We start from the raw sequence: 19,538 nt of genomic DNA on the forward strand, positions 1-19,538 counted from the left end.
AAGGAGTCGTTGTCCCATGCGTGAACTGATCCTGTTGCGTCATGCCCATGCCGAACCCGCAACCACCGGGCAGTCGGACCTGGATCGTCCCCTGTCGCCGCAAGGCCTGGCCGAAGCGGAGGCCGCCGCACGCTGGTTGCAGGACAAGGGCCTGGTGCCGGATCGGGTGCTGTGCTCGCCCGCGCGGCGGGCGCGCGAAACCCTGGAGGCGGTGCTGGGTGCCGTCGGCTACGTGGAGCAGCGGCTGGAAGAGCGCATCTACGAAGCCACGCCGGGAACGCTGGCCGACCTGGCCGACCAGCATCGTGAAGCCGAGCGCCTGCTGATGGTGGGCCACAACCCCGGCTTCGAGCAGCTGGCCGCGCTGATGTATTCCGGCGTGACCAGCGAATACCGCGGCATGCCGCCCGCCGGCGTGGTGGTGCTGACGCTGCCGGTGGACACCGCGATCGAGCCGGGAGTGGCGCAGCTTTCCGCTTTCTGGTGGCCATGACACAGGCAGCCCCGGGGATCATGCGGCTGGCCGCGCTGGGGCTGGGCGCGCTGTTGGCAACGCCTGCCCTGGCCGATGGACGCAACGATTTCGACCCCTCGCACACGCGCCTGGGGTTCGAACTGCGCACGCGCTGGGGGCAGGTGCTGGATGGGGTGTTCCAGCGCTACGAGGGCTCGGTGGAACACCTGCCCGATGGCCGCCAACAGGTCCGCCTGCGCATGTACACGCGCGAGGTGGAGATCGCCGGGCATCCGCGCTACAGCGAGTGGGCGCGCAGCGAGAAGTTCTTCGATGCCGACCGTTACCCGGTGGTGACGTTCACCTCCAGGCCGTATGACCCGATGCTGCTGTACGACGGCGGCAAACTGGAGGGCGACCTGAGCATCAAGGGCATCAACCGGCCGCGCAGCCTGGAGGTGGCGCCGGCCACCTGCTCGCACCCCGCGGTGGGTTGCGATGTGGTGGCGACGGGCGCGGTGCGCCGCAGCGATTACGACATGGACGACTGGATGCTGGCGGTCAGTGACCGCGTGGTGTTCGTACTGCGTGCGCGCATCCGGAGTGCGAAGACACCGTGAACCGCCGTTTCCCCGCCTTGGCCGCGCGGTGCGCGGTGCTGTGTGTCGCGCTGCTGGGCAGCGCCTGCGCCAGCCTGTCCGACCGCCAGCGTGATCGTGCCGCCGGTATCGCCGAAGGCGCCCGTTCAACGGTGGTCGAATGCGAACAGGCCGATGCCTGCGCGCTGTCGTCGCCGCTCTACGACCTGGCCGGACAGGCACGCGCTGCGTCCACGCCGGAGGCGCCGCGCCACTATGCGGTGATCCTGGACCAGGGCTCCGATGCGTTGCTGGCGCGCCTGAACCTGATCCGCAGCGCGCGCGAGCGCATCGACCTGCAGACCTACATCTTCGACAAGGACGACAGCGCGCGACTGGTGCTGGATGAACTGCTGGCGGCGGCGCGACGCGGGGTGAAGGTACGGGTGCTGATCGACCAGTTGTCGGCCATCGCCGACCTGGAGATCCTGGCCGCGCTGTCCGGCGCGCACGAGAACTTCGCCATCCGCATCTACAACCCGAGCTTCGGCAAGGCCAAGCTGAACTACTTCGACTATGCGGGCAGCGTGCTGTGCTGCTTCCGCCGCTTCAACCAGCGCATGCACACCAAGCTGTTGCTGGTGGACGACCGCATCGGCATCAGCGGCGGACGCAACTACCAGGACGACTATTTCGACTGGGACGCGGAATACAACTTCCGCGACCGCGACGTGCTGGTCGCGGGTCCGGAGGCGGCAGCGATGGCCACCAATTTCCAGGCTTTCTGGGAAGCACGGCGCAGCGTGCCGGCGGAGCGACTGAACGATGTCGGCCGTACGCTGCTGCACGAGGGCGTGCCGGCGATGCCGGTGCCGCGCTATCTGCGCCCGGCACGGGTCCAGGCGGCGCGCGAGGAAGCGAGCGACCCGGCCGTGATGCGGGAGCGCTTCGTCGATGCGGCTTTCCCGGTCGGTGCGGTGCGCTACATCGCCGACCTGCCGCAGAAGCACCGGCGCGAGCGCCGCGACGACGATGCGCCCGCGGCGCCGGAGCTGGAGGCGCTGATCCGCAGCGCGCAGTCTGAAGTGCTGCTGCAGACGCCTTACCTGGTGATGTCGAAACAGGCACAGGCGATGTTCCGCGACATGCGCACGCGCGAACCGCCGCCGCAGGTGATCGTGTCGACCAACAGCCTGGCCGCGACCGACAACCCGGTGGTGTATTCGATGTCGTTCAAGTACAAGCGCCGCTACCTGCGCGAGTTCGGTTTCCAGATCCACGAGTACAAGCCGTTCCCGGAAGATGCGCCGGTGGACTACGCCGCGCTGATGCCGGAAGGACCACCGCTGGCGACCTCGGCCAGCGGTGCCGGTGCCGGTGGCAGTCGCGGCAGCGGCAGCGGCGGCAGCGGGCGCGTTCGCGGGCCGTCGGGATCCATCGGGCCGTCGGCCGGCTCCGGGGGCGAGACCACGCGTCGCCTGCAGCGAACCGAGTCGCGGCCGTCGTTCCTGAGCAGCGGCGCCGGTTCCGAGCCGCTGCCGTTGAAGCGTGCCGGCGTGCGCATGGGCCTGCACGCGAAATCGATGGTCATCGACGGCGGCACGGCGGTGATCGGCACGCACAACTTCGATCCGCGCTCGGAGAACTACAACACCGAGGCGGCCGTGGTGATCCAGGACCCCGCCTTCGCACAGGCGCTCGCCGACAGCATCCGCCGCGATATGTCGCCGCGCAACGCGTGGGTGATCGCGCCACGGGCCAAGCCGCCGGTGTTCTCCGGCCTGGACTACAGCCTGGGCAAGGTGTCCGAGGCTTTGCCGATCTTCGACGTCTGGCCGTGGCGGTATGCGACCAGCTACGAGTTCCAGCCCGGTCCCGATTGCCCGCTGCCGGTCGGGCCGAAGGATCCCGCCTTCCACCGGTGCTACGTAGCGGTGGGCGACTTCCCCGAGGTCAATGTCGGGCCGAAATGGCTGTACACGCGCGTGCTGACCGCGTTCGGTGCGGGACTGGTGCCGATCCTGTAGGTCTGCAGGTCTGCAGGTCTGTAGGAGGGGCTTCAGCCCCGATGCTTTTCGACCAGACGACAGAGAGCCCCCGAATGCAGCCTGGTCGACCGCGGGCCTGTCGGACGGTAATGGAAAAGCATCGGGGCTGAAGCCCCTCCTACAGGTCCGTGGGTAGAATCCGGGCACCTTCTCTCCTGGTCTGCACGCCATGGCTTTCCGCGCTCCCGTCGATCTCGCCGCCATCAACGCACACGCCGCCGACACGCTGGTGTCCAACCTCGGCATCGTCATCACCGGGGCCGGCGAGGACTGGCTGCGCGGCACGATGCCGGTCGATGCGCGCACCGTGCAGCCTTACGGCATCCTGCATGGGGGTGCGTCGGTGGCGCTGGCCGAAACGCTGGGCAGCGTGGCCGGCAACCTGTGCCTGGACACCACGAAGGAGATGGTCGTGGGCCTGGAAATCAACGCCAACCACGTGCGCGCGATGCGGGGTGGCGTGGTGACCGGCACCGCACGTGCGCTGCATGTGGGCCGCAGTACGCAGCTGTGGGAAATCCGCATCGAGAACGACGAAGGCAAGCTGGTATGCGTGTCGCGCCTGACGCTGGCGGTGGTGCCGGTGGTGAAGGGTTGATGGGCGCGGAGAAGAGTCGGGAATGAGCGCAGCGCAGGCATCCTGCTGATGCCCTCCTCGCTCCTCTCCCCCCACTCCTGCTATCGTGACGGGATGACGCCGCCCCCTGTTCATGTTGCTGGCGGCAGCGGTGTGGCGCGGGCAATCCGCTACCTCTACCGCGTGCCGTTGCTGCTGGTCCACCTGCTGGTCTTCCTGCCGATCATCCTGCTGTGCCTGTCGCCGCTGCTGGCCTGGGTGCGGGTGGGCGACGAGAGCGTGGGCGAGGTGGCGGTGCGCTGGTGGTCCAGCGGGCTGATGCGCATCTTCGGGTTCCGCCTGCGTCGGGTGGGCACGCCACTCCCCGGCGCCACGATGTTCGTGGCCAACCACGTCAGCTGGATCGACATCGAGGCGCTGCACAGCCAGCGCATGATGGGCTTCGTTGCCAAGCATGAGATCCGCGGCTGGCCGGTGGTCGGCTGGCTGGCGGCGCAGGGCCACACCATCTTCCACCAACGCGGCAGCCAGGAGTCCCTGGGTGGCGTGTTGCAGGCCATGATGCAGCGCCTTCGCGAGGGCCGGCCGGTGGGAGTGTTTCCGGAAGGACGGACGCGCGACGGCCGCTCGGTGGGGCCGTTCCATGCCCGCATTTTCCTGGCGGCGGTGGAAGCCGGTGTGCCGGTCCAGCCCGTAGCGCTGCGCTACGGCGCGCGCGGCAGTGCACAGCCGGTGGTGGCGTTCGGGCCGAAGGAGAGCTTCTTCGCCAACTTCGTGCGCCTGCTGGGGGAGCCGGCCCGCACGGCCGACATCTGCTTCCTGGAACCGATCCGCGTCGCCGATGTGGAAGGACGCCGCCGCATCGCCGACCTGTCGCGCGAGCGCATCGTGCAGGCGATGGCCGAAGGCTGAGCGGGTGCGTTCCAGCGGCATTGCGACGGAATCGAAGGAATACTCCACACTGCGGTGCCACTCTCGTCACGACGCCGCTGCGATGACCCCATGATCACTGCCGCCGACTACCGCCCGCCACGCTGGCTGCGCAATCCGCACCTGCAATCGGTGCTGGGTTCGAGTGCGCTGCGCCGCCGCCGCGGGCTGCGCGCGCTGGCCGGCAGCGGTGCGGTGACGGTGGAGCACATCGTGGATGGCGGCGACGGTGTGCGCCTGCAGGGGTTCCTCAGCCGGATGTCGGGGCAGGCCCCGCGTGGCCTGGTGCTGCTGCTGCACGGCTGGGAAGGCAGCGCCGATTCCAGTTACATGCGCCTGACCGCCGCGCAGCTGCTGACGCGCGGGTTCGACGTGTTCCGCCTGAACTTCCGCGACCACGGCGATACCCATCACCTCAACGAAGACCTGTTCCACTCCAACCGCCTGGATGAAGTGGTGCACGCGGCGCTCGACGTGTCGCGGCGGTTCGCCGGCGACGTGCCGATGCGTGTGGCGGGCTATTCGCTGGGTGGCAACTTCGCGCTGCGGCTGGCGCTGCGTGCACCGGAGGCGGGACTGGCGCTGGCGCACGTGGCGGCGGTCTGCCCGCTGCTGGATCCGGCCACGACGATGGACCGCATCGAGAATGGCCTGCCGTTGTACGACTGGTACTTCGCGCGCAAATGGCGCCGTTCGCTCGAACGCAAGCGCAGCCTGTTCCCGCAGCGGCATGACTTCGACGACACGGTGTTGGCGCTGGACATCCGCGCGCTGACCGACTGGCTGGTGCAGCGGCACACGGCCTTCGGCACGCTGGAGGACTACTTCGACGGCTATGCCATCGCCGGTGGCCGCCTGGCCGGGCTGACCGTGCCGTCGCACATCCTGATGGCGGAGGATGACCCGGTGATCCCGTTCGAGACCTTCCGTGACTGGGCGCTGCCGGCGCAGGCCACGCTGGAGATCGCCCCCTGGGGCGGGCACTGCGCCTTCATCGAGAACGCCGCCTGTGACGGCTACGCCGAGCGCTGGGTGGCCGAACGCCTGGCCGGCGGCACCGCCTGAGCCGGGGAACGGCCGGTACAATCGGCGTTTGCCCGAATCCTGGTAGTTCTCCATGTACGACCCGATCCTCGATGCCCTTCGCCGCGGCGCAGTGGCCGATGCCCTGATCGCTGCGGAAGCGTTGGTGGCCGAACGCCCTGACGATGCCCAGGCGTTGCGCTGGCTGTCCGCCGCCCAGCTTCAGGGCGGCCAGCCCGACGCCGCCCTGGCCAGCATCGACCGCGCCATCGCGCTGGCGCCGGACAACGCCGACCTGCACCTGGCACGCGCGGGCGTGCTGGTGGGCAGCCGGCGTCCCGACGAGGCGCAGGCGTCGCTGGCCCAGGCCACCGGGCTGGATCCCAACCAGTTCACCGCGTACCTGGTGCAGGCACAGCTGGCGCTGGGCCGCGGCGACCTGGACGAGGCCGAACGCCTCAACCGTCTGGCTGCTCGCGTGGCCCCGGATCATCCGCAGCTTGCCGCTGTCGAAGGCATGGTCACCTTGCGTCGTGGCGATGCCGACACGGCCCTGAAGATCGTGAGTGCGGCGTTGCAGGTGGCACCCGAAGAAGTGCAGCTGCGCTACTCGCTCGGCTTCATCCACATGGCACTCGGACACTGGGCGTTCGCCGAACAGGCGTTCCGTGGCGTGGTGGAGCGGACGCCGGGCGCGGACAGCCTGCGCAGCCTGATCGCGGACCTGATCCGCCGGCAGGGGCGTCCCGGCGATGCCGCCGACGAACTGGTCCCGCTGGTGGCGCGCAACAACGCGCCCGCGCTGCATCGCTACATCGGCCACCTGCGCCTTGCCGCAGGCCAGGACGAGGAAGCGCTGGCTTCGTTGCGGATCGCCCTGGCCGGACAGCCACGCGATCGCGACACCGTGCTGGCGATCATCGAGGCGTGGCGTCGCCTGGGGATGCAGGATGATGCGCGCAACACGCTGGATGCGGCCCTGGCCACCACGCCGGACGAGCACGATCTGTGGCTGGCGCGCCTGCTGTTCGAGGCCGTGGGCAGCGCCGAGGCGCGTGCGGTGGTCGAGCGTTGGGTGTCGGCGATGCCGCAGCACGTGCCCGCGATGGAGGCCCAGATGTCGGTGCTGGATGCGGCAGGCGAGCGTGATGCGGCCGAAGCCGTGGCGAAGCGGATCGTCGCGCTCGACCCGGGCCGTGCGAGCGCCGAGCAGCGGCTGGTCGAGGCGCTGTTCGAACGCGATCCGGTATCGGCGATCGCACGCGTCGGCGAACTCGTCGACCAGGCCACCGAACCGCACCACAAGCGCAGCCTGCGCAGTTGGCAGGCCTTCGTCCGCGACCGCGCCGGCCGGTATGCCGATGCCGCCGCTACCTGGGCCGCACTGGCCCGCGAACTGGCCCCCACGCGCCTGCCGCTGTGGACCCCGAGCGGTGCCCAGGGCCCCTGGCCCGACGTGGCGCCGATTCCGATGTCGTCCGCCGGCCGCCCATACCCCATCCTGCTGTGGGGCGCGCCGGGCACCGTGGTGGAATCGATCGCCGGCGTCCTGGGCGCGATCAGCCATCGCCTGCGCGGTGACCGCTTCCTGCCCAATCCGCCGGTGGACGCCTTCCAGAACTACCACACGCCGGCACGGCTCCTGTCCGGAGAACTGTCGGGCGAAGACTGCGTGGCAGGGTGGCGCGAGACGCTGGCCAACCGCTCGGAAGATGGCGGTATCGTCGATTGGCTGCCGTGGTGGGACAACGCGCTGCTGCTGGCCCTGCGTCCGCACCTGCCGGAGGCACTGCTGATCATCGCGGTGCGCGATCCACGCGATGCCTTCCTGGACTGGCTGGCGTTCGGCGCCCCGGCACCGCTGGCACTGGACGACCTGGATGCCGGCGCGCGCTGGCTGGCGCAGCTGTTCGACCAGGTCGCCGATGTGCACGAGCATGACCTGTTCCCGAGCCGGCTGATCGCGATGGATGCGATCAAGGACGATGCCGCGGCCGTGGCGCAGGCGCTGGGCCGGGCGCTGGGCGCGCAGCTGACCGAACCGCCGTCTTCCGGTGCACGCCGCTTCCCGGCGGGTCACTGGCGCCACTACGCCGACGTGCTGGCCGGCCCGTTCGCCGCGCTGACGCCGGTGGCGGTGCGACTGGGTTACCCGGAAGCCTGATCTCTTTTCCCGCATCTGCAGGAGTCATGCATGCGCCTCTGGAGCGACAGTTTCGAAAATGCGAAGCCCATTCCCGCCGGCTTCGCGATGGGCCAGCCCGACGGATTCGCCGCGAACCGCAATCCCCACCTGGCTTGGGACGGCGTGCCTGCCGGGACGAAGTCCTTCGCCCTGCTGTGCATCGATCCCGACGCACCGACCGTGCCGGAGACGGTCGGTCGCGACGACCTGCAGATCCCGGTCGAGCAGCCGCGCGGGCACTTCAGCCACTGGGCGATGGCCGACATCGCACCGGAGGTGCAGGAGATCGCCGCCGGCAGCTGCAGCAATGGGGTCACTGCAAAAGGCAAGCAGCAGCCTGCGGGGCCGGCGGGTGCACGGCAGGGCCTGAACGACTACACCGGCTGGTTCGCCGGTGACGCGCAGATGGGGGGCGACTACTACGGCTACGACGGTCCGTACCCGCCCTTCAACGACCTGCGCGTGCATCGGTACTTCTTCCGCCTGTTCGCCCTGGACGTGGCGAAGCTCGACCTGCCGGCGCGATTCACCGCCGGTGATGTGGAGCGTGCGATGCAGGGGCATGTGCTGGCGGAGGCGCTGGTATACGGCACGTATTCGTTGAACGCCACGCTGCGCGGATGACGGCCGGCGACGGAGACAACCCGTACGAAAGTCCCCGGAGCCTGGTGGCGGACGCCATCGAGGAGATCGGGCCGCTGACGCCGGCCACGAAGCTGCGGCGTTTCGTCCATTGGCTGATCGACCGGGTCATCGTGGTCGGCATCATCTTCCTGGCCATGATCGTGGCCGGCATCGTGGGTGGCGACGAGGCGCTGGCGTGGGCCGAACGCCTCACCTGGTGGCAGGACCAGCTGATCGGGTTCGGGGCGATCATCGTCTACTACACGCTGATGGAAGGCCTCACCGGCACCACCCTCGGCAAGTTGCTGACCGGCACGCGCGTCGTCGATGAGAGCGGGCTCAAGGCGACGTTCCGCCAGGCACTGTTGCGCAGCGTGACGCGGGTGGTGCCGTTCGAAGCGTTCTCCGTCCTGCTCGCCGACGAGGAGGATCCGCGAGGCTGGCATGACCGCTGGCCGCGGACGCGGGTGGTGCGGAAGCGCCGCGCGGCGGCACTCACGGCCTGACGCGCGGCGATCGCGTCATCCGTTCGGATCGCGCCAGCGCCAGCGTCCGTCGCGCTCGATGACCAGGCAGGCGCCAGTGGGCGGACACGTCGCCGCCACGTGGATGGCGCCCGGCGCGATACCGAGCCGCCACGCCAGGCCCATCTGGCCGATGGCATAGAAGCGTTGGTCATCGGCCACGCTCACGTGCAGTGGCGAAGCAACGGGCTGCCGCTCCAGTGCCAGCAGGGTCGACTCCGCCCAGTGCGCGCGGCCGATGAGGCCGGGATGGTCCAGCCGGCGCGTGCCTTCCACCGCGATCCACGAAGACACAGCGATCAGCGCGCCCACCAGCAGCGCGGCGCGATCGGTCGCCACGCAACGCGCCAGTGCGACGACCGGCAGGATCACGGCGATGGCGGCGTAGTACTCGTAGCTGTTCCATGCGAACAGGAAGTACGGCGCGTAGGCGAGCATCGCGAACACGCCAACGCATGCCCATTGCCGCGGTGCCAACAGGCCACGTCCGCGCCAGCCGGCGATCGCCCAGGCGGCCAGCATCGGGAGTGCGGTAGCCGCGATCCAGGCCAGCCCCTGCATGCGGTCACCGGCGACCGCCATCCGCATCGCCTCGCGCGGGACATTCAGCAGCCAAGCGACGAACGATGCGGCGTTGCGCAGTACGTTGCTTCCCAGGCTCAACGCGTAGGCGTCATCGGTATTGGCGGTGAAGCGCGCGCGCAGCCACAGCCAGACCGCGACGACGGCGACACAGGCCAACCAGGCGAAGCATTCATCGCGATCGGGCCGGCGCGCGGCGACGAACCATGCCACCACCAGCATCAGCGCAGGCGTCAGTACCGCAGACTCCTTGCTCAGCAGCGCCAGTGCAAGCCACACCGGGAGCGAGGCCAGCAGCGCGATGCGCAGCATGCCCACGGTGTCGCGTGCGCTGATCCAGGCGGCCAGCAGCAGCGTGGTGAACAGCGTCAGCATGGCGTTGTTCGCAGCGGCTGCCCAATGCACGGGCAGCAGGTGCATCGTCAGTGCACCGTACGCGGCGGCGGCGAGAGCGGCGATGCGCCCGGCATGTGGCCAGCGGCAGGCGCGCGCCAGGCGGAAAGCGAACAGCGCGACGCCAAGCGTGGCCAGGACATGCAGGACCAGGCTGACCACGTGCGCGGCGTGCGCGCTGCCACCCAGCGACGCATCGATCCAGCGCCAATAACCCTCCTGCGAGAGTGGTCGCCAGAAACGCGGCGGCGACGACGGCCAGAAATCCGACCACCATGGCGCGCCGGCCGCATTGGTCGCATGCGCGGCGTGCAGGAACACGTAGTCATCGCCCCAGAACGGCGTGTCCAGCGCTGGCCACCACATCAGGAGCGCGGAGGCCGCCAACAGGGCGGTGGCCATCCAGGGAAGGGCGGAAGCGTTCCTTGCGGGGTGGTTCATCAATCGCACGTCGAAGCCAATGACGCGCCACTATAGCGGCTGGCCTGCAGCATCGATGCGCGCCCTGCGTGCAAGGCGCGCATCGTGCGGCGGACCGTCACTTCTTCTCGTTCGCCGACTCCACCACCATGTCGAGCACGTAGGCGTTCGCCGAGGCGTCGGCCGGCGGGTTCTTCACCGTATAACGGTCCACGCGCAGCACGTTGCGCACGCCCGGCTCGTGGGTGTAGCCCTCGATGCTGTCGTAGAAGTGCTGGAACTCGCCCGGCGTGCCGACCTTCAGGCCCTTGTCGTCGTAGGTGATCTCGCGCACCTGCAGGCACTGCTTGTCGGGGATCAGCGGGTGGCTGCAGGGCTTGGTTTCCGAGGCGACTTCCAGGAACACGCGTTCGCCGGCCCCGCCGTAGCGGGTTTCGGCGGTCGGGTTGCCGGCGAACAAGAGCTTGTCGCCCGTCGCGGTGGTGAGCGTCAGTTGGGTGACGCCGTCCTGCGTGGCGGCGACCGTCAAGGTGCCTTCCAGCCGCTTGCCGACCTCCTGGTCCAGCGCCATCAGCGCATTGTCGGTGCAGGCCATCATCGTGGACGCCAGGCGACCCATGGTGAGGCTGGTGTCCGACAGCGTGTAGGTGCCGCCCATGCGGTTGCAGGTATTGGTCACGCCCAGTCGGCCGTCCTTGAAGTCGAGCTGCACGGGCTTGTCGGCACGTGCGAACAAAGCATCGATGCGTTTGCCCTGCGCGTCGGTGGCGTCCATGAGTTGCCAGTGGTACTGGGGGAGCAAGGCAGCGGTGTCGACCGACGCGGCAACCGGTGCGTCCGGGGTGGCGGCCACGGTGGGCGCGGGCGCGCCGGCCTGTTCCGCCGGCTTGGGGCAGCCCGCAAGGGCCAGGGGCAAGGCAAGCAGCAGCAGTCGTTTCATGGCGTTCTCCGTCGAAGGTGGCCCAATCCAAACGCGCGGCAGGTTGGAATGGGGTGAAGGCCGGGCATCGTGCTTGATTGTAGGAGCGACGTCAGTCGCGACCGCGCCCCGATAGCCATTCACCGTGCATTGGGATGAACGCGCCGCAGCGCGCCCGGATGGCGAACAGCCGCTTCAGGGCATGCCGGCCGTGCGGTCGCGACTGACGTCGCTCCTACAGGGAGCGGCGAGCGGGGAGCAGGGAGCAGGGAGCAGGGAGCAGGGAGCAGGGAGCAGGGAGCAGGGAGCAGGGAGCAGGGAGCAGGGAGCAGGGAGCAGGGAGCAGGGAGCGGGGCGGCTCAGCTGCCGACGGGCATCAGCAACAGCAGCAGTGCGCCCAGCACGATGCGGTAGATCGCGAAGCCGGTGAAGCGGTGCGCCTTGATGAAGCCGAGCAGCCACTTCACCACCACGAAGCCGGTGGCGGTGGCGGCGGCGAACGCCAGCGCCACCTCGCTCCAGTTCTCGCTGCCCAGCGCGTCATCCTTCACCAGTTCCAGGAAGGCGTAACCGCTGGCGGCGAACATGGTGGGAATGCCCAACAGGAAGACGAACTCCGCCGCCGACGAGCGCCGGCTGGTGCCGGCCAGCATCGCCATGAAGATCGCCGCCGCCGAGCGTGAGGTGCCGGGGAACACGCCGGCCACCACCTGCGCCAGACCCACCAGGATCGCCACCTTCCAGGTGATCGTGGCCACGTCGCCGCGTTTTTCGGCGAAGTGCTCGGCGAGCAGCATCCACACGCCGCCCAGGATCAGCGCCCACGCGATGGGGGTGACGGTCTCGGGCAGCTCCCAGCCGGCCAGGCGCACGGGCAGGCCCACCAGCGCGGTGACCAGGAAGGCGGCCGCCAGCTTCATCGAGTAGTCGCGGGCTTCGGCATCGCGCCAGCAGCCGGTCGTCAGTTCCCAGATCCGGCGGCGGAACACCAGCGTGGTGGCCAGGATCGCGCCGGCCTGGATGACGATATTGAAGAAGTCCGAGCGCTCGCCCAGCCAGTGTTGCGCGATGAGCAGATGGCCCGTGCTCGAGATGGGCAGGAATTCGGTCAGGCCTTCGAGGATGCCGAGCAGCAGCGCGGCGAGCAGGTCGGTCATCAGGGTGCGGCGCGGAAGGGAAGGCGGCAAAGAATAGTGGAAACGGCGATGCACCGCGTTGGTTCAAAGCTGAAGCGGCACGCACCAAAATAGGGATTTCACGTGATGAGTTTGTCAAGTCAAGCCATATGAATCAATAACTTGTCCGATCATCCGGGTTGGCACGGGGATTGCTGTATCCCTGCACACATTTATCCAACCCGAGGTTCCGAGATGTCACTGGACAACGTTGAGAAGCTGATCAAGGACCACAAGGTCGAGTTCGTCGACCTGCGCTTCGTCGACATGCGCGGTGTCGAGCAGCACGTCACCTTCCCCGTCAGCATCGTGGATGCGTCCCTGTTCGAAGACGGCAAGATGTTCGACGGCTCGTCGATCTCGGGCTGGAAAGGCATCAACGAGTCGGACATGGTGCTGCTGCCGGACCCGACCACCGCCTATATCGATCCGTTCTACGCCGACCCGACCCTGGTGCTGATCTGCGACATCCTGGACCCGGCCACCATGCAGGGCTACACGCGCGATCCGCGCGGCATCGCCAAGCGCGCCGAAGCCCACCTGAAGGCCAGCGGCGTCGCCGATGTGGCGTTCTTCGGTCCGGAACCCGAGTTCTTCATCTTCGACTCGGTGCAGTTCGCCAACGACATGGGCAACACCTTCTTCAAGATCAACTCCGAAGAGGGCGCGTGGAACAGCGGCAAGAGTTACGACGGCGCCAACAGCGGCTACCGTCCCGGCATCAAGGGCGGCTACTTCCCCGTCCCGCCGACCGACTCGCTGCATGACCTGCGCGCCGAGATGTGCAAGACGCTGGAACAGGTCGGCATCGAAGTCGAAGTGCACCACCACGAAGTCGCCACCGCCGGCCAGTGCGAGATCGGCGCCAAGTTCAACACGCTGGTGCAGAAGGCCGACGAACTGCAGCGCATGAAGTACGTGGTGCGCAACGTCGCCCACCGCAACGGCAAGACCGCCACCTTCATGCCCAAGCCGATCGTCGGCGACAACGGCAGTGGCATGCACGTGCACCAGTCGCTGGCCAAGGGCGGCCAGAACCTGTTCTCCGGCGACGGCTACGGCGGCCTGTCGCAGCTGGCGCTGTGGTACATCGGCGGCATCTTCAAGCATGCCAAGGCGATCAATGCGTTCGCCAACTCGGGCACCAACAGCTACAAGCGCCTGGTGCCGGGCTTCGAAGCGCCGGTGATGCTGGCCTACTCGGCGCGCAACCGTTCGGCTTCGTGCCGCATTCCGTGGGTGGCCAATCCGAAGGCGCGCCGCATCGAGATCCGCTTCCCCGATCCGCTGCAGTCCGGCTACCTGACCTTCACCGCGCTGATGATGGCCGGCCTGGACGGCATCAAGAACCAGATCGACCCGGGCGCGCCTTCCGACAAGGACCTGTACGACCTTCCGCCGGAAGAAGAGAAGAACATCCCGCAGGTCTGCTCCAGCCTGGACCAGGCGCTGGACGCGCTGGACAAGGACCGCGACTTCCTCAAGGCCGGCGGCGTGATGTCGGACGACTTCATCGATGCCTACATCGCGCTGAAGATGCAGGAAGTGACCAAGTTCCGCGCGGCCACGCACCCGCTGGAATACCAGCTGTACTACGCCAACTGATGCACGCGCGCACCGTCATCGCCCAGCTCGCCGGGGACCGTGCATCGGTCCCCGGCAGCGCGGCTGGCGGACATTGAGTTCTCGCGGCGATGGCGACGGATCTCCCCTCCCACCCGTCGCCATCGCCGCACCTCATCGGGCGCATCGTCCCGCGATGCGTCCGCCCGGTTGGGGAACCGGGGCACCACCCGTCTTCGATTTCCGGAGATCGCAACAACGCTGTACCAGGGGAAACACAGGAGAGGTCCATGAACCGCTGCTCCCTCCCACGTCATCCGTTCCTGCCGCACATGATCGCGGTGGGCACGGATGCGGTTCATGCATCGATCCGCACCGACAACGTGTCCGCCGCCAGGGGGCTGCGCGCACGGGTGACCTGAAACCGCCGGCCGGCTCCGGTCGGCCGGTTCCATCCACCATCGGGGTATGCGCATGAAACTGATCACCGCCATCATCCGGCCGTTCAAGCTCGACGAGGTACGAGAGTCCTTGTCGCAAGCGGGCGTGTCCGGCATCACCGTGACCGAAGTCAAAGGCTTCGGCCGGCAGAAGGGCCACACCGAGCTGTACCGCGGCGCCGAGTACGTCGTCGATTTCCTGCCCAAGATCAAGATCGAAACCGTCGTGACCGACGAGCGACTGGACGCCGTCATCGAGGCCATCCAGCAGGCCGCCGGCACCGGCAAGATCGGCGACGGCAAGATCTTCGTCACCACCATCGACCAGGTCATCCGCATCCGCACCGGCGAAGTCGGCGCGGACGCGCTCTAACACTCGGAGCCCCACATGAAGACTCGACTGTTCTCCGGGTGGAAAACCCGTGCACAGATGCTGTGCCTGGCCGCGCTGTGCGGCGTGATGACCGTGGGCGTGGCGGCGACCGCCATCGCGCAGGACGCCACGCCTCCGGCCACCGAAGCGACCACCGAGGCCGCGCCTGCGGCTGAAGTGATTGCCGAAACCGTCACCGAGACGGTCGCCGCCACGCCTGCGCCCGAGGCCGCACCGGCCGAAGAAGCCGCCGCCGAGCCGGTGGTGGAGAAGGGCGACGTGGCGTGGATGCTGACCTCCACGCTGCTGGTGCTGCTGATGGTGGTGCCGGGCCTGGCCCTGTTCTACGGCGGCATGGTGCGTTCGAAGAACGTGCTGTCCGTGCTGGTGCAGGTCATCACCGTGTTCTCGCTGCTGGTGGTGCTGTGGATCGTCTACGGCTACAGCCTGGCGTTCTCCGGTGAAGGCCAGTGGATCGGCAACCTCGACAAGCTGTTCCTGAAGGGCGTCACCATCGAGACGTTGTCGGCCACCTTCAGCGATGGCATCAGCCTGCCGGAATACGTGTTCGTCGCGTTCCAGTCGACGTTCGCCGGCATCACCGGCGCGCTGATCGTCGGTGCGTTCGCCGAGCGCATGAAGTTCGCCGCCGTCATCCTGTTCTCGGTGATCTGGTTCACCCTCGGCTACCTGCCGATCGCGCACATTGTGTGGGCCACCGGTGGCTACCTGTTCGAACTGGGCGCGCTGGATTTCGCCGGCGGTACCGTGGTGCACATCAATGCGGGCGTCGCCGGCCTGATCGGCGCGTACTTCGTCGGCAAGCGCCTGGGATATGGCCAGACCGCGCTGAAGCCGCACAACGTAACCCTGACCTATGTCGGCGCTTCGCTGCTGTGGGTGGGCTGGTTCGGCTTCAACGCCGGTTCCAACCTGGAAGCCAACGCGGGCGCCGCGCTGGCCTTCATCAACACGCTGGTCGCGACCGCCGCTGCGGTGATCGCCTGGGCGCTGGCTGAGAAGATCTTCAAGGGCAAGTCGTCCGCGCTGGGTGTGGCCTCGGGTGCGGTCGCCGGCCTGGTCGGCATCACCCCGGCCGCGGGCCTGGTCGGTCCGTTCGGTGCGGTGGCCATCGGCTTCATCGCCGCCATCGCCTGCGTATGGGGCGTTACCGGCCTGAAGCGCCTGCTGAAGGTCGACGACACCGCTGACGTGTTCGGCGTGCATGCGGTCGGCGGCATCGTCGGCGCGATCCTGACCGGCGTGTTCTACAACCCCGCGTGGGGCGGCCAGGGCGGTGAGGACTTCGACCTGGTGGCGCAGGTCATCAAGCAGGCGACGGGCGTGGGCCTGACGATCGCCTGGATCGGCGTGGTGTCGGTGATCGGCTTCCTGATCGCCAAGCTGGTGTTCGGCCTGCGCGTGGCTGAAGACGCCGAGCGTGAGGGCCTGGACATCGCCTCGCACGGTGAATCGGCCTACGAGGCCTGATGGAATGCCGGGGACGGCTTTGCACTAAACTGGTGCAATGTCGTCCCCGGCCCCGTCCCGCATGCGTTTCGAACCCACCACCGACGCGCTCAGCACGCCGGTGGCCTGGGCGGATGCCGACGGTCTGATCCGCGGCGTGAATCCTGCCTTCGCCCGCTGGCTGGGCGTCAGTAGCCGCCGCCTGCTGGGACAACCCCTGGCGGCCCTGGAGATCGAAGGCGACGCCATGGCAAGGTTCCTGGACAACACGGATCGCGACGTCCTGCGGCTGCACCGCATGGCGCTGGGCATGCCCGGCGAGTCGCCGTGCTTCGCCGAGGGCTGGCTGTCGCGGCTGGACGGCGGAGGCTGGCTGCTGGAGGCGCACCCGGTGGACGAATTCCCCGCGCTCGATCCCACCCAGGTCCTGCCGAATGCGTTGAGCGCCGCGCTGAAGGGGCTGGCGCACGAGTTGCGCAATCCACTGGCCGGCCTGAAGGGCGCCGCGCAGTTGCTGGCACGCCGGGCCGCGCATCGCAACGACAACGACGACGAGCGCGAGCTGATCGAACTGATCGAGTCCGAGATCAACCGCCTCAACACCCTGCTTGAACAACTGCTTTCGCCATCCCCGCAGCGCCCGCACGCTGCCTTGAACATCCATACCGTGCTGGAGCGCGTGCTGCGCCTGGCCGAGAACGAAGGCGGCTGGTCGGTACGCCTACAGCGGGACTACGACCCCAGCCTGCCGGAACTGTCCGGCGACGGCGACCGCCTGACCCAGGCGGTCTGGAACCTGGTGCGCAACGCGATCCAGGCCGGGGCCGCCAACATCATCCTGCGCACCCGTGTCGAACACGGGTCGCGCATCCACGACCACCTGCACACGATGGCGTTGCGGGTGGAGATCGTCGACGACGGCCGCGGCGTGCCCGAAGAGCTCGCCGAACACCTGTTCCTGCCGCTGGTCAGCGGCCGCGCCGAAGGCAGCGGCCTGGGCCTGGCGCTGTCGCAGCAGGTGGCGCGCGAACACCGGGGGTCGCTGACCTACCGGTCGCGCCCCGGCCATACGGTCTTCACCCTACTACTGCCGCAGTCGCTGCACGACCCCGACGAGGAACGTCATGTCCACTGATCGCCTGGCCGCCACCAGCGGCGCCACCGACGCACGCCGGATCTGGGTGGTCGATGACGACCGCTCGGTGCGCTTCGTGCTGGCCACCGCACTGCGCGACGCCGGCTACACGGTGGACGGCTTCGACAGCGCCGCCGCGGCATTGCACGCGCTTGGCGCGCGCGGCGCCCCCGACCTGCTTTTCACGGACGTGCGCATGCCCGGCGACGACGGCCTGGTATTGCTCGACAAGCTGAAGGCCACGCATCCGCAGCTGCCCGTCATCGTGATGTCCGCCTACACCGATGTTGCCAGCACGGCCGGTGCATTCCGCGGCGGCGCGCATGAATTCCTTTCCAAGCCATTCGATCTGGACGATGCGGTGGCGCTGGCGGCACGCACGCTGCCCGATGCGGAGGAGGCCGCCGACGCGGCGCAGGATGGCGACGTGACGGCATCGGCGACGCCGCAGCTGATCGGCGACACGCCCGCCATGCGCGCGCTGTTCCGTGCGATCGGTCGCCTGGCGCAGGCGCCGCTGTCGGTGCTGATCACCGGCGAGACCGGCACCGGCAAGGAACTGGTCGCACATGCGCTGCACCATGAGTCGCCGCGCTCGCGCAAACCTTTCGTGGCGTTGAACACCGCCGCGATTCCATCGGAGTTGCTGGAAAGCGAACTGTTCGGCCATGAGGCCGGCGCCTTCACCGGCGCGCAGAAGCGGCACATCGGGCGTTTCGAACAGGCCGACGGCGGCACGCTGTTCCTCGACGAGATCGGCGACATGCCGCTGCCGCTGCAGACCCGGTTGCTGCGCGTGCTGGCGGAGGGCGAGTTCTTCCGCGTCGGCGGACGCGAGCTGATCCGCGTGGACGTGCGCGTGATCGCCGCCACCCACCAGGACCTCGACGGACTGGTCGCTGAGGGCCGCTTCCGTGCCGACCTGCTGCATCGTCTGAACGTGGTGCGGCTGCAACTGCCGCCGTTGCGCGAGCGGCGCGCGGATGTGCCGCAGCTGGCCGAGAACTTCCTCGCGACGGCCACCCGCAAACTGGACATCGCACCGAAGCGTTTCAGTGCACCGGCGCTGGACCTGCTGCAGGCCCACGACTGGCCCGGCAACGTGCGCGAACTGGAGAACGTGTGCTGGCGACTGGCCGCACTGGCACCGGCCGATCTCATCAACACGGCCGATCTGCAGGGCGCGCTGCTGCATGCGCCTGCGACGGGCGCACGTGGCGAATGGGACCATGCGCTGGGCGAATGGGCGCGCCGCCGCCTGCTGGAAGGCGCCGAGTCACTGCATGCCGAGGCGCGCGAGCGACTCGACCGCACACTGCTCGAGGTCGCGCTGGAGCTGACCCACGGCCGCCGCGCCGAAGCCGCGGCCCGGCTCGGCGTCGGACGCAACACCGTGACACGGAAGCTGGGTCCAGGCCGCAAACGCGGATAGGCGTTCCCCCGCTGCTTTCATTGAACATGAAGGTAGCGATGGTTACGGTAGCGGGCCACGACCTGCACCTGGAGCTCCCCATGCGCATCGCCCTGTTGGCCGCCGCCTCCGCCCTCACGCTTGCCGCCTGCGGCACCACGCCGTCCTCGTCTTCGCCCTCGCCGTCCGCCGCGCCGGACGTGCCCACCACCAGCACCGCCAGGCAGGCCGTCGCAGTACTGGCCTCCGCCTCCGGCAGCCTGGTCAGCGGCAGCGTCACGCTCACCCCGATGGGCAAGGGGCTGCACCTGACCGGCGAAATCGGTGGCCTGCAGGCCAACAGCACGCATGCCTTCCATGTCCACGAGAAGGGCGACTGCAGCGCCGCCGACGCCAGCAGCGCGGGCCCGCACTTCAATCCGTTCAACACGGCGCACGGCAAGGCCGGCAGCGGCGCGCACCATGCAGGCGACATGAACAACCTCACCGCCAACGCGGACGGCGTAGCGAAGGTGGACGCGCATGTGGAAGGCGTCACGCTGGGCGGCGGCGCGGTGAACGATGTCGCCACGCGCGCGCTGATCGTGCACGCCGCGCCGGACGACTACGCCAGCCAACCTGCGGGCAACGCGGGGGCACGCGTGGCCTGCGGCATCATCAAGATCACCCAGTAACCCGGCCTCGTGCTGTAGGAGGGGCTTCAGCCCCGACGCG

The 19,538-nt window shown here is 68.5% G+C and carries 19 protein-coding genes; 16 read left to right on the forward strand and 3 right to left on the reverse strand.

Annotated features, from left to right (window positions below; genetic code table 11):
• Window positions 1–16: 16 nt before the first annotated feature.
• The 9 genes from OY559_RS00645 (at window position 17) to OY559_RS00685 (ending at window position 8,925) form a co-directional block, all read left to right on the forward strand.
• Window positions 17–493, forward strand: coding sequence for a SixA phosphatase family protein (locus OY559_RS00645; protein ID WP_192199678.1), 477 nt, complete (start codon window positions 17–19; stop codon window positions 491–493).
• Window positions 490–1,074 carry a YceI family protein gene (locus tag OY559_RS00650; RefSeq protein WP_277728156.1) on the forward strand — a complete coding sequence of 195 codons (585 nt, stop codon included), beginning with the start codon at window positions 490–492 and terminating at the stop codon, window positions 1,072–1,074. The genes OY559_RS00645 and OY559_RS00650 overlap by 4 nt, the downstream gene beginning before the upstream one ends.
• On the forward strand, window positions 1,071–3,059 hold the full coding sequence (locus OY559_RS00655) for a phospholipase D family protein (RefSeq protein ID WP_277728158.1): 1,989 nt from the start codon (window positions 1,071–1,073) through the stop codon (window positions 3,057–3,059). Before OY559_RS00650 ends, OY559_RS00655 begins: the two co-directional genes overlap by 4 nt.
• A gap of 190 nt (window positions 3,060–3,249) precedes the next feature.
• Window positions 3,250–3,678, forward strand: coding sequence for a hotdog fold thioesterase (locus tag OY559_RS00660; protein ID WP_277728161.1), 429 nt, complete (start codon window positions 3,250–3,252; stop codon window positions 3,676–3,678).
• Window positions 3,679–3,771: 93 nt separating this feature from the next.
• Window positions 3,772–4,569 (forward strand): lysophospholipid acyltransferase family protein, encoded by a 798-nt coding sequence (locus tag OY559_RS00665; protein ID WP_277728162.1) that lies wholly within the window; start codon window positions 3,772–3,774, stop codon window positions 4,567–4,569.
• A gap of 93 nt (window positions 4,570–4,662) precedes the next feature.
• Window positions 4,663–5,652 (forward strand): YheT family hydrolase, encoded by a 990-nt coding sequence (locus tag OY559_RS00670; protein WP_277729871.1) that lies wholly within the window; start codon window positions 4,663–4,665, stop codon window positions 5,650–5,652.
• Between the two features lie 52 nt (window positions 5,653–5,704).
• On the forward strand, window positions 5,705–7,774 hold the full coding sequence (locus tag OY559_RS00675) for a tetratricopeptide repeat protein (protein ID WP_277728163.1): 2,070 nt from the start codon (window positions 5,705–5,707) through the stop codon (window positions 7,772–7,774).
• A gap of 30 nt (window positions 7,775–7,804) precedes the next feature.
• Window positions 7,805–8,419 (forward strand): YbhB/YbcL family Raf kinase inhibitor-like protein, encoded by a 615-nt coding sequence (locus OY559_RS00680; protein ID WP_277728164.1) that lies wholly within the window; start codon window positions 7,805–7,807, stop codon window positions 8,417–8,419.
• Window positions 8,416–8,925: an RDD family protein gene (locus OY559_RS00685; protein WP_277728166.1), complete on the forward strand. Its 510-nt coding sequence runs from the start codon at window positions 8,416–8,418 to the stop codon at window positions 8,923–8,925. The genes OY559_RS00680 and OY559_RS00685 overlap by 4 nt, the downstream gene beginning before the upstream one ends.
• A 15-nt stretch (window positions 8,926–8,940) precedes the next feature.
• Here the strand turns inward: OY559_RS00685 and OY559_RS00690 are convergent, their stop codons facing one another.
• The 3 genes from OY559_RS00690 to OY559_RS00700 form a co-directional block, all read right to left on the reverse strand.
• The gene (locus tag OY559_RS00690) at window positions 8,941–10,320 is read right to left on the reverse strand and encodes a hypothetical protein (RefSeq protein WP_277728167.1); all 1,380 of its coding nucleotides are present in this window, start codon (window positions 10,318–10,320) and stop codon (window positions 8,941–8,943) included.
• A gap of 136 nt (window positions 10,321–10,456) precedes the next feature.
• Entirely contained in the window at window positions 10,457–11,278 is an 822-nt protein-coding gene (locus OY559_RS00695; protein ID WP_277728169.1) for an META and DUF4377 domain-containing protein, read from the reverse strand.
• 338 nt (window positions 11,279–11,616) lie between these two features.
• Complete coding sequence (locus OY559_RS00700) at window positions 11,617–12,414, reverse strand: undecaprenyl-diphosphate phosphatase (protein WP_277728170.1); 798 nt, start codon at window positions 12,412–12,414, stop codon at window positions 11,617–11,619.
• Between the two features lie 213 nt (window positions 12,415–12,627).
• Here OY559_RS00700 and glnA point away from each other — a divergent pair, with 213 nt between their 5' ends.
• The 7 genes from glnA to OY559_RS00735 all read left to right on the forward strand — a co-directional run bounded on the left by glnA (window position 12,628) and on the right by OY559_RS00735 (window position 19,498).
• Window positions 12,628–14,037 (forward strand): type I glutamate--ammonia ligase, encoded by a 1,410-nt coding sequence (gene glnA / locus OY559_RS00705; RefSeq protein WP_277728171.1) that lies wholly within the window; start codon window positions 12,628–12,630, stop codon window positions 14,035–14,037.
• Between the two features lie 248 nt (window positions 14,038–14,285).
• Window positions 14,286–14,417 (forward strand): hypothetical protein, encoded by a 132-nt coding sequence (locus OY559_RS00710; protein ID WP_277728173.1) that lies wholly within the window; start codon window positions 14,286–14,288, stop codon window positions 14,415–14,417.
• 52 nt (window positions 14,418–14,469) lie between these two features.
• Window positions 14,470–14,808 carry a P-II family nitrogen regulator gene (locus OY559_RS00715; protein ID WP_056880236.1) on the forward strand — a complete coding sequence of 113 codons (339 nt, stop codon included), beginning with the start codon at window positions 14,470–14,472 and terminating at the stop codon, window positions 14,806–14,808.
• Window positions 14,809–14,823: 15 nt separating this feature from the next.
• Window positions 14,824–16,299 (forward strand): ammonium transporter, encoded by a 1,476-nt coding sequence (locus tag OY559_RS00720; RefSeq protein WP_277728174.1) that lies wholly within the window; start codon window positions 14,824–14,826, stop codon window positions 16,297–16,299.
• Window positions 16,300–16,360: 61 nt separating this feature from the next.
• Window positions 16,361–17,413, forward strand: a complete 1,053-nt coding sequence (locus tag OY559_RS00725) for a two-component system sensor histidine kinase NtrB (RefSeq protein WP_277729872.1) — start codon at window positions 16,361–16,363, stop codon at window positions 17,411–17,413.
• Window positions 17,403–18,845, forward strand: a complete 1,443-nt coding sequence (ntrC, locus tag OY559_RS00730; RefSeq protein WP_277728175.1) for a nitrogen regulation protein NR(I) — start codon at window positions 17,403–17,405, stop codon at window positions 18,843–18,845. Before OY559_RS00725 ends, ntrC begins: the two co-directional genes overlap by 11 nt.
• An 80-nt stretch (window positions 18,846–18,925) precedes the next feature.
• Entirely contained in the window at window positions 18,926–19,498 is a 573-nt protein-coding gene (locus OY559_RS00735; RefSeq protein WP_277728177.1) for a superoxide dismutase family protein, read from the forward strand.
• The last annotated feature ends 40 nt before the right edge of the window (window positions 19,499–19,538 follow it).

Origin of the sequence: Pseudoxanthomonas sp. SE1, assembly GCF_029542205.1 — a bacterium.
Taxonomy (GTDB): domain Bacteria; phylum Pseudomonadota; class Gammaproteobacteria; order Xanthomonadales; family Xanthomonadaceae; genus Pseudoxanthomonas_A.

Coding starts and splice junctions, on each gene's coding strand:
- OY559_RS00645 (WP_192199678.1), top strand. CDS start 17: ATGCGTGAACTGATCCTGTTGCGTCATGCCCATGCCGAACCCGCAACC.
- OY559_RS00650 (WP_277728156.1), top strand. CDS start 490: ATGACACAGGCAGCCCCGGGGATCATGCGGCTGGCCGCGCTGGGGCTG.
- OY559_RS00660 (WP_277728161.1), top strand. CDS start 3,250: ATGGCTTTCCGCGCTCCCGTCGATCTCGCCGCCATCAACGCACACGCC.
- OY559_RS00665 (WP_277728162.1), top strand. CDS start 3,772: ATGACGCCGCCCCCTGTTCATGTTGCTGGCGGCAGCGGTGTGGCGCGG.
- OY559_RS00675 (WP_277728163.1), top strand. CDS start 5,705: ATGTACGACCCGATCCTCGATGCCCTTCGCCGCGGCGCAGTGGCCGAT.
- OY559_RS00680 (WP_277728164.1), top strand. CDS start 7,805: ATGCGCCTCTGGAGCGACAGTTTCGAAAATGCGAAGCCCATTCCCGCC.
- OY559_RS00685 (WP_277728166.1), top strand. CDS start 8,416: ATGACGGCCGGCGACGGAGACAACCCGTACGAAAGTCCCCGGAGCCTG.
- OY559_RS00690 (WP_277728167.1), bottom strand. CDS start 10,320: ATGGCCACCGCCCTGTTGGCGGCCTCCGCGCTCCTGATGTGGTGGCCA.
- OY559_RS00695 (WP_277728169.1), bottom strand. CDS start 11,278: ATGAAACGACTGCTGCTGCTTGCCTTGCCCCTGGCCCTTGCGGGCTGC.
- OY559_RS00700 (WP_277728170.1), bottom strand. CDS start 12,414: ATGACCGACCTGCTCGCCGCGCTGCTGCTCGGCATCCTCGAAGGCCTG.
- glnA (WP_277728171.1), top strand. CDS start 12,628: ATGTCACTGGACAACGTTGAGAAGCTGATCAAGGACCACAAGGTCGAG.
- OY559_RS00710 (WP_277728173.1), top strand. CDS start 14,286: ATGAACCGCTGCTCCCTCCCACGTCATCCGTTCCTGCCGCACATGATC.
- OY559_RS00715 (WP_056880236.1), top strand. CDS start 14,470: ATGAAACTGATCACCGCCATCATCCGGCCGTTCAAGCTCGACGAGGTA.
- OY559_RS00720 (WP_277728174.1), top strand. CDS start 14,824: ATGAAGACTCGACTGTTCTCCGGGTGGAAAACCCGTGCACAGATGCTG.
- OY559_RS00725 (WP_277729872.1), top strand. CDS start 16,361: ATGCGTTTCGAACCCACCACCGACGCGCTCAGCACGCCGGTGGCCTGG.
- ntrC (WP_277728175.1), top strand. CDS start 17,403: ATGTCCACTGATCGCCTGGCCGCCACCAGCGGCGCCACCGACGCACGC.
- OY559_RS00735 (WP_277728177.1), top strand. CDS start 18,926: ATGCGCATCGCCCTGTTGGCCGCCGCCTCCGCCCTCACGCTTGCCGCC.